The sequence below is a fragment of the Stenotrophomonas sp. STEN021 genome, from assembly GCF_056760175.1.
Genome location: NZ_JBRREH010000117.1, coordinates 1 through 12,775, shown reverse-complemented (window position 1 = coordinate 12,775; position 12,775 = coordinate 1). Strand labels below are relative to the sequence as shown.

The 12,775-nt window shown below is 65.0% G+C and carries 11 protein-coding genes; 5 read left to right on the top strand and 6 right to left on the bottom strand.

Annotation, left to right across the window (positions count from 1 at the left end):
* Window positions 1–54 precede the first annotated feature (54 nt).
* Window positions 55–1,569, bottom strand: a complete 1,515-nt coding sequence (locus tag ACVOL0_RS18980) for an acetyl-CoA hydrolase/transferase family protein (RefSeq protein WP_481550403.1) — start codon at window positions 1,567–1,569, stop codon at window positions 55–57.
* Window positions 1,570–1,850: 281 nt separating this feature from the next.
* Here ACVOL0_RS18980 and glnE point away from each other — a divergent pair, with 281 nt between their 5' ends.
* The gene (glnE, locus tag ACVOL0_RS18975) at window positions 1,851–4,676 is read left to right on the top strand and encodes a bifunctional [glutamate--ammonia ligase]-adenylyl-L-tyrosine phosphorylase/[glutamate--ammonia-ligase] adenylyltransferase (protein WP_481550402.1); all 2,826 of its coding nucleotides are present in this window, start codon (window positions 1,851–1,853) and stop codon (window positions 4,674–4,676) included.
* Window positions 4,677–4,715: 39 nt separating this feature from the next.
* Here glnE and ACVOL0_RS18970 read toward each other — a convergent pair whose 3' ends face one another.
* The 5 genes from ACVOL0_RS18970 to ACVOL0_RS18950 form a co-directional block, all read right to left on the bottom strand.
* Window positions 4,716–5,279 (bottom strand): queuosine precursor transporter, encoded by a 564-nt coding sequence (locus ACVOL0_RS18970; protein ID WP_481550401.1) that lies wholly within the window; start codon window positions 5,277–5,279, stop codon window positions 4,716–4,718.
* A gap of 357 nt (window positions 5,280–5,636) precedes the next feature.
* On the bottom strand, window positions 5,637–6,140 hold the full coding sequence (locus ACVOL0_RS18965; RefSeq protein WP_481550400.1) for a hypothetical protein: 504 nt from the start codon (window positions 6,138–6,140) through the stop codon (window positions 5,637–5,639).
* A 31-nt stretch (window positions 6,141–6,171) separates the two neighbouring features.
* A complete protein-coding gene (locus tag ACVOL0_RS18960; protein WP_481550399.1) occupies window positions 6,172–6,693 on the bottom strand; it encodes a hypothetical protein in 522 nt (173 codons plus the stop codon).
* A complete protein-coding gene (locus ACVOL0_RS18955) occupies window positions 6,690–7,571 on the bottom strand; it encodes a DUF2145 domain-containing protein (RefSeq protein ID WP_481550398.1) in 882 nt (293 codons plus the stop codon). Before ACVOL0_RS18955 ends, ACVOL0_RS18960 begins: the two co-directional genes overlap by 4 nt.
* Window positions 7,572–7,661: 90 nt before the next feature.
* Complete coding sequence (locus ACVOL0_RS18950) at window positions 7,662–8,780, bottom strand: serine hydrolase domain-containing protein (protein WP_481550397.1); 1,119 nt, start codon at window positions 8,778–8,780, stop codon at window positions 7,662–7,664.
* A 91-nt stretch (window positions 8,781–8,871) separates the two neighbouring features.
* On the opposite strand from ACVOL0_RS18950, the gene ACVOL0_RS18945 reads away from it, so the two are divergent.
* From ACVOL0_RS18945 to ACVOL0_RS18930, 4 genes are all read left to right on the top strand, one after another.
* The gene (locus tag ACVOL0_RS18945; RefSeq protein ID WP_282271380.1) at window positions 8,872–9,768 is read left to right on the top strand and encodes a DMT family transporter; all 897 of its coding nucleotides are present in this window, start codon (window positions 8,872–8,874) and stop codon (window positions 9,766–9,768) included.
* Window positions 9,769–10,065: 297 nt separating this feature from the next.
* Window positions 10,066–11,073: a methionine ABC transporter ATP-binding protein gene (locus ACVOL0_RS18940; protein WP_313173348.1), complete on the top strand. Its 1,008-nt coding sequence runs from the start codon at window positions 10,066–10,068 to the stop codon at window positions 11,071–11,073.
* A complete protein-coding gene (locus ACVOL0_RS18935) occupies window positions 11,070–11,762 on the top strand; it encodes a methionine ABC transporter permease (protein WP_481550396.1) in 693 nt (230 codons plus the stop codon). Before ACVOL0_RS18940 ends, ACVOL0_RS18935 begins: the two co-directional genes overlap by 4 nt.
* 83 nt (window positions 11,763–11,845) lie before the next feature.
* The gene (locus ACVOL0_RS18930; protein WP_481550395.1) at window positions 11,846–12,640 is read left to right on the top strand and encodes a MetQ/NlpA family ABC transporter substrate-binding protein; all 795 of its coding nucleotides are present in this window, start codon (window positions 11,846–11,848) and stop codon (window positions 12,638–12,640) included.
* Window positions 12,641–12,775: the final 135 nt, after the last annotated feature.

Genomic DNA, 12,775 nt, shown 5'->3' with positions numbered 1-12,775 from the left:
GGCTTTACCTGGAAGGCCGCTTGCCGAGCATGGCTCGGCACTACAGGTTTGGCCTCAGGCCTTCATGCTGCCGGTATCGATATAGCGCTGATGCCAGGACAGGGCTTCCGGCAACAGGTGCGGCGTGTGCTTGCCGTAGCTGTCGCGGCAGGCGCGGTCGAAGTAGTCGTTGAGCTGGTCGCGGTAATCCGGGTGCGCGCAGTTGTCGATCACCTGGCGCGCACGTGCACGCGGCGGCAGGCCGCGCAGATCGGCCAGGCCCTGCTCGGTGACGATGATCGAGACATCGTGCTCGGTGTGATCCACGTGGCTGACCATAGGCACGATCGCCGAGATCGAACCGCCCTTGGCCATCGACGGGCTCAGGAAGGTCGACAGGAAACCGTTGCGGGTGAAGTCGCCGGAACCACCGATGCCGTTCATGATGCGGCTACCCATCACATGGGTGGAATTGACGTTGCCGTACAGGTCGACCTCGATCATGCCGTTCATGCCGATGCAGCCCAGGCGGCGCACCAGCTCCGGATGGTTGGAGATCTCCTGCGTGCGCATGATGATGCGCTCGCGGTAGAACTTGATGTTGCGCTTGAACTCTTCGTTCGCCTCCGGGCTCAGCGCAAAGCCGGTACACGAGGCGTACTCAAGCACACCGGACTTGAGCAGGTCCAGCATGCCGTCCTGGATCACCTCGGTGAACGAGGTCAGGCCGCGCAGGCCGCTTTCAGCAAGACCAGCCAGCACCGCATTGGGAATATTGCCCACGCCCGACTGCAGCGGCAGCAGGTTGGCCGGCAGGCGGCCCTTGGCGACTTCGTGCTTGAGGAATTCGATCAGATAGCCGGCGATCTGGCGGCTGTCTTCATCGATCGGCTTGAACGGGCTGTTGCGGTCAGGCCCATTGGTGCGCACCACCGCCACGATCTTGTCCGGGTCCACGCTGAGCGTGGCCTGGCCGATGCGGTCGTTGGCGTGGATCAGTGGAATCGGCTTGCGGTGTGGTGGCAGCGCGGTGCCGTAATAGATGTCATGCATGCCCTCGATGTCGGCAGGCTGCCACGCGTTGACCTCGATGATCACCTTCTTGGCCAGGTCCAGCCAGGTCTTGTTGTTGCCGACCGAGGTGGAAGGCACCAGCGAACCGTCTTCGCGGATTGCCGAGACTTCGATCACCGCGGTATCGATCTCACCGTAGAAGCCAAACCAGACATGCTGGGCAACGTGGGAGAGATGGATGTCGATGTAGTCCAGCGTGCCTTCGTTGATGCGCTTGCGTGCATCCGGGTCGGTCTGGAACGGCATGCGCATGGCGATGGCGTCGGCCTTGGCCAGCGCGCCATCCAGTTCCGGAGCGGTCGAGGCGCCCGTCATCAGCTTGATCTTGAACGGCTGGCCGGCGGCGTGAACCTCTTCAATGCGCTGCGCCAGCGCCAGCGGTACCGCCTTGGGGTAGCCGGAACCGGTGAAGCCACTCATGGCCACGGTTTCGCCGGGCTGGATGAAGGCCGCGGCTTGTTCGGCGGAAACGATGCGGTCGCGCAGGCGCGGGTCCAAGATACGTTCGACAGACATGACGACTACGGTTTGTTGGGGGGATGGCTGATTATCGCCGTTCGGGGTGAACAGGGGGGTTCTACCTTGGTGGGATGGCGTTTGCGGATCGAGTGCTCTTGTACTGGCCGGTATTGTTTTGCACTGCAGCGTGCAAGTTGCTTTCGCACCCGGCAGGATCGCCCTGCATCCCGACGTGGGGGAGGGAGCAAAGCCCGCTGACAGTTCGCTGTCAGCGGGCTTTTTTATTGCCTGATCGCCGGAGATGGCGACTTCTGGGCCGCAGATGCCAGAATCGGGAAATGAACCAAATCACCCCCGCTGCACCTGAATCTATTCAGCCTGTAATCGAACGTGCCTTGGCCCGGCTCAAGCTGGCGGCTCCCGATCCGGCGCAATGGCCGCACTCAGAGGGCTTCGAGGCTGGTTTGCGGCAGCTGGCGGTTACCAGTGACTTCGCCATCGACACCTTGTGCCGGCAGCCGGAGCTGCTGCAGCTGTTGGGTCAGGCCGATCCAGCCCCCTTGCCGTTGCCCGTGCTGGACCCACTGCAACCCACGGCCTGGCCGACCCAGCTGCGTCGCTACCGCGCTGCGGCCTCAACCCGGCTGATCTGGCGCGATCTGCTCGAACTCGACGACGTCGATGCCACCCTGGCGGGCGCCACCGGCCTGGCCGAGGAGTGCCTGCAGCTGGGCCTGGAGGCGCTGGAGCAGGAGTTCGCCAGCCGCCACGGCGTGGTCCGTGACGCCGACGGCAGCGCGCAGCGGCTGGTGGTGTTCGGGCTGGGCAAGCTCGGCGGCGGCGAGCTGAATTTCTCTTCCGATATCGATCTGGTCTACGCCTACCCGCACAACGGCGAATCCGATGGCACACGCCCGCTGGCCGCCGAGGAGTATTTCGCGCGGCTCGGCCAGCGGCTGGCGCGGCTGTTGGACGAAACCACCGCCGAAGGTTTCAGTCACCGCGTCGACTTGCGTCTGCGCCCATTCGGCACCGCCGGTCGCGTTGCCCTGTCGTTCGCTGGCATGGACCAGTATTTCCAGCGCGAAGGCCGCGACTGGGAGCGCTATGCCTGGATCAAGGCACGCGCGGTGGCCGGTGACATCGCCGCAGGCGAGGCCTGGTTGGAGACGCTGCGACCCTTCGTCTATCGCCGCTACCTGGATTTCACCGCGCTTGATGGCCTGCGCGAGATGAAGGCGGCGATCACCGCCGAGGTCGCGCGCAAGGACCGACTGGACGACATCAAGCGCGGCCCCGGCGGCATCCGCGAGATCGAATTCCTGGCGCAGGCACTGCAGCTGATCCGCGGCGGCCGCGAACCCGCGTTGCGCGAGCGACGCCTGCTGCCGGCGCTGCGCGCGCTGGTCGAAGGCGGGCAGATGGCCGCCAGCGATGGCGATGACCTGATCCAGGCCTATCGCTTCCTGCGCCGTGTCGAGAACCGCCTGCAGATGCTGCGCGACGCGCAGACCCATTGCCTGCCCAATGATCCGCTGGACCGCAGCCGCATCGCCCTTGGCCTGGGTTATGCGGATTGGGACGCCTTGCTTGCAGCCTTGAACGAACAGCGCGAACGCGTTGGTGTTGAATTCGCTGCCTTGTTGGCACCACGCCAAGGTCAGGCGGCGCCGGATGTGCTGTCCAGCTATTGGCGGGTATTGCCAGGCGGCGGCAGCGCAGAAGTGCTGGTCGAGGCCGGCTTCGTCGATGCGGCCGGTGCTGATCAATCCCTGCGTGAGTTCGCCCAGTCGCTGGGGGTGAAATCACTGTCCGACAGCGCCCGCGCACGCTTGGACAGGGTGTTGCCGGCATTGCTGCACGCTGCCACCCGTTCGCCGCAACCAGATGCCGCGCTGCGTCGCGTGCTGGGCCTGCTGCAGGCCATCCTGCGCCGCACCAGCTATCTGGCACTGCTGGACGAGCAGCCCAGTGCGCTGACCAGGCTTGTCAACGTGCTCGCACGCAGCGCGCTGTTGTCAGAGCGGCTGCTTGCATTCCCGCTGCTGCTGGACGAACTGCTGGATACCCGCGTCGCCGGTCCGATGCCGGAGGCGCAGGAAATGCAGGAAGCCTGCGCCGCCGCCTTGCAGATCGATGATCCGGAAGCAGCACTGCGCGCGCTCAACGAAGTGCGACTCGCGCTGAGCTTCCGCATGGCCTTGGCCTTCCACGACGGCCGCCAGCGTGCGGTCGACTGTACGCAGCAACTGGCGCAACTGGCCGACGCAGTGGTGGTGACCGTGCTGCAGATGGCGCATGCGGACATGTTGCAGGCACATGGTGAAGTGCCGGGCGGGCGCTTTGCGATCATCGGGTACGGCAGCCTGGGTGGCGTCGAACTGGGCTTTGGTTCGGACCTGGATTTGGTGTTCCTGTACGACAGCCCGGCTGGCAGTGACGGTAGCGATGGCCCGCGTCCATTGGACAGCGGCCGCTGGTTTGCCCGTCTTGCGCAGAAGGTGATGGCCTTGCTCGGTGCGGTGACCGCCGCCGGCCGCCTGTACGACATTGACGTGCGCCTGCGTCCGGATGGCGGCAAGGGCGCGTTGGTGTCCTCGTTGGCCAGCTATACCGAATACCAGCGCGAGCGCGCCTGGACCTGGGAGCATCAGGCGCTGGTACGCGCACGCGGCGTGGCCGGCGATGCATCGCTGTTGTCCGACTTCGAACGGGTACGCGCTGACACCCTGAGCCGTGCGCGTGAGCACGAGACCCTGTTCGGCGATGTACTGAAGATGCGAGCACGCATGCGCGCCGAACTGGATCGCAGCGATGCAGGGCGGCTGGACCTGAAGCAGGGCGCAGGCGGATTGGTGGATCTGGAGTTCGTGCTGCAGACCGGCGTGCTGTCGCAGGCACAGCACCATCGCGCGCTGTGTGAGCCGAGAGAAACGCCGTTGCTGATTTCTGCGTTGGCGGCGACGGGCTGGTTGCCGGCCGAGACCGCGTTGGCCTTGCATGATGCGCATGCAACGCTGCTCGATGCAGGCCTGAGCTGCACCCTGGACCGGCGTCCGCGGATTGCAATCCCGACACCAGAGATCGAAGCGGCATGTGCGGCGATCAGTGCCGCTGCAATCGCGCAGGGCCTGCCGTTCGAACCGGGCAAGCGCGCGGAGTGATGCAGGAAAGCAGCCCGGGTTGATACCGGGCTGCAGCAATCAGCGCGGAGTGCCGCGCAGCGGTGCCATCTTCCACAGCAGGGCGCGGAACGGCGCCAGCAGGCATACGCCGATGGCCAGCTTCACCGCCAGATCACCTGCGGCCCAGCTGACCCACGGCAATTGCGAACCGGCAAAGGCGATCGACCAGAAGATCGCCGTATCCACAGTGGCGCTGCAGGTGGTGGCGACCATCGGTGCGCGCCACCAGTTGCCGGCACGCAGTCGGTCGAACACGGTGATGTCCAGCAACTGGGCGACGATGAAGGCCGAGCAGGAGGCCACTGCGATCCGCGGCGTGGCAATCCACACCGACAACACCACCGCCACCGCAAAGCCGGCCCAGGCCACGCGGCGCGCCGCCTGCGGGCCGAAGCGCCGATTGATCAGGTTGCTGACCAGGAAGGCGACTGGATAGCTGAAAGCGCCCCAGGTGAGCCAGTCATTGATCGGGTACTGCACCAGCACATTCGAGCCCAGTACCACGGCACCCATTGCCAGCACGGCCAGCAATAGCGAGGTGGGGGTCAGCGGAGCGAAGCGGATGGGCGGATGTGAGGACATGAACGGGCACAGGCAGCGCCGTTGGGCACTGCATCGATAAAGGAGGGGAGGGGCCGGGCCGCGAGGGCAGGCCGCTGCGCATTGTAGCGGGTGTGGCCGAGATGGATGTCAACGGCGGCAGGAGTGCATACAGCTTGCGATCAAGCAGACCGAGCCCCTCTCCCGCCTGCGGGGTGAGAAGGGCTGCTTGCGAACCAAAGGTTCGCAGCCATTCGAACGACCTTGCCCCAGCGCAAGGTCCGGGGCGCGGAGCGGGGGTTGGGGTGAGGGCAGCTTTTGCTTGTGCTGCTGGCTTTGCTTGCGTTCGAGCTTCAAAAGATCAAAGCCAAAGCCCCATCACATGCACTGCCTACAGCCTCAAAGCTTCCCGCTATGACTCACAGCTGCCGCTTCAATCGCTGGCACAAAGGTCAGCACCGCGCCATCTTCGGCCCGCACCATCCAACCCGCACCTTGCGGGCTCGGCGTGAACGCAACGGTCTGACCGAGCACGAAGTTGGAAGCTGGGTTGTCCTCGCGCTGCGGCCAATGCAGCGATGCGGTGTTGGCCGCATCCAAAGGATCAGCCAGCGCCACGCTGCGGCCGCCATCGGCGTCCTGGGTGATCGCTTCGACCTTCATGTCCGGCAGCGGGCCGGCGCTGACACGGCGCGCCTGACGCTCACCGGCTACCGTGGAAGACTTGTCAGTAACCGATGCAACCAACAGCAACGGTGCGGACACCAGCATCGATGCGCCGGCCGAGGTCACCAGCGTGGAGACCTCGGAACGATTCAAACCATCGCCGGCATGCGCGGGCGCAATCACCAACATGGCGCTGATGGCTGCGGCGCAGGCCAACTGGGAAAAAATGGATTTCATAGGGTGTTCCTCGAGTACAGCGAATCAGAAATCAAAGCGTGCGGGTGCGGCTTTCATCCACCGCTTCGATGGTCGGCACGAAGGCCAATGCAGCGCCTTCCGGGTTGCGCAGCATCCAGCCGGCACCCTGTGGGCTCGGCTTGAAGGCGATCCTGCTGCCTACCGTGAAACCGGCCGCCGGATCATCCTCGCGCTTGGGCCACTGCAGGGTGGCGCGGTTCTCGACGTTGGCAGGATCTTCCAGGGTGACGCGGCGGCCGCCATCGGCCGCGGTCTCGATCGACTTCACTTCCAGATCCGGCAGCGGCCCGGCGCTGATGCGGCGCTTTTCCTCGCGGCGCTCGCGCGATTCCTTGGACATGTCAGCCGCGCCGCGTACACCGGCCGCCGACAGGAAAATCGGACCGGACACCACCATCACCACACTGGAACCGGTCACCAGTACCGAGGCTTGCGAGCCATTGAGCTCTCCCGCACGGACCTGGGCGGGGGTGAGGCCCAGGCAGGCGGCGACGGCAATGGCGAGGGCGCCGCTCTTGATCAGGTGTTTCATGGTGTGGCTTCCTGCTGAGGTGTGGGAGCTTGCGTGTTGCTGCCGGCCACCGCCGGTACGGGTGTTTGATGGGCGATGGCAAGTTCGCGTTCCAGCGCACCGCTGCGGTGCAGGAAGTCGAACACCGACTCCACCGTCACCACTGAATAATTGCCGGAAATGCGTTCGCTGGCCGGGTGGTCGGTGACCGCAACGTTGTCGGCAAGGAAACGCGCGCCCAGTCGCTTGCCGATGCCGATGTGCATGCGTGATGGCGTATAGCCTTTCTGCTTGAGCCAGGCCAAGGCGGTGTCGCGGTTGTCCAGCGCAATGTCAGCGGCCGCCTGTGCCATCGCCGCAGCGGTGACTTCAAGGATCCACTGGTTTGAATTCTGGTATTCGCTGCTGCCGGGGTAGGCCAGCATGCTGTAGCGCGGCTCGTGCAGCGCACGTGCCTGTGGCGCGGCACCGGCGAGCAATGTCTTGAGTGCGGCGCGGACTTCCTGCGTGGGAATGCCAACGCGCAGGTCAGTGGTGATCGAGCTTTCGCCGACCAGGTTGACCAGGCCTTCGCGGTACAGGTCCGAGCTGTCGCTCTTGCAACGGTTGAGCAGATGCACCACATCCCAGCTGCCGCTGTCGTTGCGGACCAGGAAGGCGAGGTGGCTGTGGCGCAGCCCGTATTTGCTCAGGTCCTGGCCGCCGCGCGCAGCAATAGCCACGTCGACGCCCGGCATGGCATCGAGCGTATCGGCGGTGACCGCGGCCATGTCGAACATGGCGGCAATCGTGGTCGGCGGCGGGTAACGCGGGCTGCAGGCCGGTTGCGCGAATGCCGGGGCGGCGAGGGTGGCCAGGCTCAGTGAGACTGCCAGCAATAGTGTGGTGCGGGGTTTCATCGGCGCGCATCCTTGCATGGTGCTTGGGAAATATTCGTTAGGTGCCTGCGCAGGCGCGCGCTTGCTGGCTGCCGTTGCCTGGGTTTTCGCTCAAGGCTGCTTCCATTGCGCATGCAGCAGGCCGGAAACCGCGAAACAGGCCGGCGCATCCTTGTTGGACAGCACGATCACCGTCTCGCCGGTTTTCGGGTAATGGCGCACGTCGGTGCAGACACCGTCCGTGCTGCCGCCATGGCCCCAGCGGAAGTCGCGGGCCGGCACGTCCTTGCCGTAGCCGGTGGCAAAAAAGCCCAGGCCCATGAACTCGCGCTGGGTCTGGGTGGCCTGTTCGAACAGTGCTGCTGGCAGCAGTTTGCCGGCATTCAAGGCCTGCACGAAACGGAGCATGTCACGCGCGTTGCCGACTTCGCCGCCGGCGGGCAGGCCGCGCCTGGGTTGGGTGGCGCAGTTGCGCACGCGCTTGCCATCCACCTCCACATAGGCCCGTGCCAGATCAGGCGCGGGGTCGTCGCAGGCCACGAAGCCGGTATGTTGCATGCCGGCCGGTTGCAGCACGTGCTGGCGGATGTAGCTTTCGAAATCCTGCCCGGAGAGGACTTCCAGCATCCGCCCCAATACCAGGTAACCAAAGTTGCCGTACTTCTGCGCGCTGCCAGGTGCGAACTCCGGCGCGCGCCCGGCATGCAGCGCCACCATCTCCTCCAGGCTGCGCAGGCGCGCGCGATCAGCACTGTGTTCGGCGCCAAACAGTTCATCGATATCCCCTGCACCGGCGCTATGTGTCAGCAGCTGGCGCACGCTCACCTCATTGGCGAACTGGCGGTTGGGGTAGTCCTTGAGTACGTCCCCGACCTTGCTGTCCAGGCTGAGGCGACCGGCGGCGATCTGCTGCAGGATCGCCACGCTGGTGAACATCTTGCCGGCCGAGGCCAGGTTGAACCGGTCATCCACCTGCAGCGGTGTTTCCTGCTGCTCATCGCGGGCGCCATAGGCTTTCTCGAATACCACGTCATCGCCGCTGGCGATCAATACCGTGCCCGAGAACTGCCCGGCGGCCTGCAGCCCCAGTGCAAAGCCATCCAGCTGTGCCAGCGCTTCAGCGCTGGGCGCCTGCGTGGCAGAGGCAGCCCAAGGCAGTACCGCGAGCAGCAGCGGGGCAAGGCGCCGCAGGCGAGGCGTGGTGCTTGGGTACTTCAGTGGTTTGCGCATATTCGGCCCCTGCTGCAGATGGGCAGAACATAGCATCGACCATTACCGGTGGCAGTCTGCAAGCCGGGCCCGGGCAGCGGATAATGGGGCCATGTCGCCTACCAAATCCCCCGTGCGTGCCATCGTCTGGATGCTGGCCGCCGTTGCGTTCTTTTCCTGCATGGACGCGGGCATGAAGATGCTGTCCAGCAGCTACCCGACCTTGCAGGTCACCATGTTGCGTGGTGCCGCCTCGTTGCCGTTCGTCCTTGTATGGGTGCTTGCCACGGCCGGTCCGCGCTCGATCATCCCGGTACGTTGGGGTCTGCATCTGCTCCGCGGCGTGCTCGGCATGGTGATGATCGGCTGCTTCGTCTATGCGCTGCGGACCTTGTCGCTGTCCACTGCTTACACAATCTACTTTGTCGCGCCCTTGCTGGTGGCGGCGCTGTCGGTGCCCTTGCTGGGCGAGCACGTGGGGCCGCGGCGTTGGGTCGCCATCGGTATCGGCCTGATCGGTGTGTTGGTGGTGCTGCGCCCAGGCGTGGATGGCTTCATCTCGTTCCCGGGGCTGATGGTGCTGCTGGCGGCGACGGCTTATGCGATTGCCGCGGTGACGGTCAGCCTGCTGACGCGTACGGATACCCCGCAGTCGATGGTGGTCTGGTTCCTGCTGATCATGGCCATTGGCGCTGGCCTGCTGGCCTGGCCGCAATGGCAGCCCTTGCAGTGGAAGCACGCTGCGCTGATTGCCGGCATGGGCCTGGCCGGGGCCTTGGGCCAGATCGCGCTGACCCGCGCGTTCCAGCTGGGTCAGGCCTCGATGATCGCGCCACTGGAGTACACCGGCCTGGTCTGGGTGATCGGCTGGGACGTGCTGCTCTGGCAGAAGCTGCCCGACCGCTGGACCTGGATCGGCGCCGGCATCATCGTCGCCAGTGGCCTGTACCTGCTGCACCGTGAACGCGTGCAGCGGGCGCAGCGGCCGGATCAGATCGATCATCCCTGAAAGTCGATCCCTCCCCAGCCCTTCCCTTGAGCTTCGCCAAAGGGAGGGAGGTAGAACTGTAGGAGCGGCGTGAGCCGCGAAACGGGTGATGCCAGATGAACAGGTATTGCCGCGATCTGGTGGTCCATCTGCTTCGCGGCTGACGCCGCTCCCACAAACAGAACTACCCACAGCACAACCCCGACTGGTTTCACTTAGAACCAAAAGGAATAAGATTCCGGTTTGCGGCACGCGCGCCGAGGGCCCGGCGCTGCTAGGCTGCACGCCCCCTTCTTATGCCCACCGGTTGCCCTGGCAGTGATCGAGTTCCAGCACCTGCAGAAAGCTTATGCCGTCGACGGCCGCGCGATCACCGCGCTGCATCCGCTCGACCTGAAGATCCAGGCCGGCGAAGTGTTCGGCATCATCGGCCACTCCGGTGCCGGCAAGTCGACCCTGATCCGCCTGATCAACCGGCTCGAGGAACCGAGCGGCGGCCGGGTGCTGATCGATGGCCAGGACGCCACCGCACTCGATGCTGATGGCCTGCGCACCCTGCGCCGGCGCATCGGCATGATCTTCCAGCACTTCAACCTGTTGTCGGCGCGTACCGTGGCGGCCAACGTGGCCTTCCCGCTGGAATTGGCTGGTACGCCCAAGGCGGAGATCGATGCCCGTGTCGCCGAGTTGTTGCGCATGGTCGGGCTGGAAGCGCACGCAGCCAAGTACCCCTCGCAGCTGTCCGGCGGGCAGAAGCAGCGTGTCGGCATTGCCCGCGCGCTGGCCACACGCCCGCAGATCCTTCTGTGCGATGAGGCGACCAGTGCGCTGGATCCACAGACCACTGCCTCGGTGCTGGCATTGCTGGGCAAGATCAACCGCGAGCTGGGCCTGACCATCGTGCTGATCACCCATGAGATGGATGTGATCCGCCGCGTCTGCGACCGCGTTGCGGTGCTCGATGCCGGCCACATGGTGGAAATGGGCCCGGTCACCGAAGTGTTCCTGCACCCGCAGCACCCGACCACGCGCCGTTTCGTCTCCGAATCCGAGCATGTGGACGAAGGCGAGCAGCTGCGCGATTACGCCGCCGTCGGTGGCCGCATCGTGCGCCTGACCTTCCTTGGCGATGGCACCTATGAGCCGCTGTTGGGGCGCATCGCCCGCGACACCGGAGTGGACTACAACATCCTGACCGGCCGTATCGACCGCATCAAGGACACGCCCTACGGCCAGCTGACCGTGTCCCTGGTGGGCGGCGACCAGAATGCCGCGCAGGCGGCCTTCGTCGCTGCCGGTGTGCACGTCGAGGAGCTGCGCCGATGATCATTGCAACTGCCGCCGAAGGCTTCTTCCGCCACCTGGATGCTGGCAAGTGGGCCGATATCGGCCAGGCCACCATCGACACCTTGCTGATGTTGGGGGGCTCGTTGCCGCTGACCTTGGCGATTGGTTTGCCGCTGGGCGTGCTGCTGTTCCTGACCGGCTCGCCGCAGCTGCACCGCAAGCCGGTGGTTTACGGCATCACCGCCTTGTTGGTGAATCTGCTGCGCTCGGTGCCCTTCATCATCCTGATGATCGTACTGATCCCGGTGACGCTGGCGATGATGGGCACTTCGCTGGGTGTGCGTGGCGCCATCCTGCCGTTGGTGGTGGGCGCTGCACCGTTCTACGCGCGTCTGGTTGAAACCGCATTGCGTGAAGTCGACCGTGGCGTGATCGAAGCCAGCCAGGCGATGGGCGCGACCACCTGGCAGCTGGTCTTCAAGGTGCTGCTGCCGGAAGCGCGGCCGGGCCTGATTGCCGGTGCCACCGTTACCACCATTGCCTTGATCGGCTTCACTGCGATGGGCGGTGCGATCGGCTCCGGCGGCCTGGGCGACCTGGCTTTCCGCGATGGCTACCAGCGATCGCATACCGACGTGGCGCTGGTCACCGTAGTCTTGCTGCTGGTACTGGTGCAGCTGCTGCAGATGCTCGGCGACCGGCTGGTTACGCATTACAGCCGCAAGTAATGGAATGACCGCAGGCCGGCACGCAGCGTGCCGGCCTGTTAGCGTATGTCCACACCATCCTTCCCCACGGGATCATGTTACCGATGAACAAGCTGCTCACCTTTCCCCTGATTGCCGCCGTGCTGGCCCTGTCGGCCTGCGCCAAGCCTGCCGCCGATGAATCCAAGCTGGTGGTCGCCGCTACCGCCGTGCCGCACGCCGAGATTCTGCAGGTGGTCAAGCCGCTGCTGGAGAAGGAAGGCGTCAAGCTCGACGTGCGCGTGTTCAACGACTACGTGCAGCCCAACGACCAGTTGGTGCAGAAGCAGGTGGACGCCAATTACTTCCAGACCGAGCCCTACCTGAAGGCCTACAACCTTGACCGCAAGACCGATCTGGTCACCGTCACCGGCGTGCACATCGAACCGTTCGGCGCCTATTCGCGTCGTTTCAAGTCGCTGGCCGAACTGCCCAACGGCGCCGATGTGGTGATCCCGAACGACCCCAGCAACAACAGCCGCGCGCTGATCCTGCTGGACACTGCTGGCGTCATCAAGCTCAAGGACCCGAGCAACGCGCTGTCCACCCAGCGTGACATCACCGAGAACCCGAAGCAGCTCAAGTTCCGCGAGCTGGATTCGGCGATGCTGCCGCGGGTACTCGACCAGGTCGACCTGGCCCTGATCAACACCAACTACGCGCTGGACGCCGGCCTGAACCCGACCAAGGACGCATTGGCGATCGAGAGCAGCGATTCGCCCTACGTGAACTTCCTGGTCGCACGCCCGGACAACAAGGACGACGCCCGCGTACAGAAGCTGGCCAAGGCGCTGACCAGCCCCGAAGTGAAGGCCTTCATCGAGCAGAAGTACAAGGGCGCGGTGCTGCCGGCCTTCTGAGCCGTTCCGCTGGGCCGGGATCGCACTGTAGTGCCGAGCCATGCTCGGCAGAGGCCTTACCGGGATACCAACCCGGTAGGAGCGGCGTAAGCCGCGAAGCAAGCGCACCACCGGATCGCAACGTCGCGTGCACCT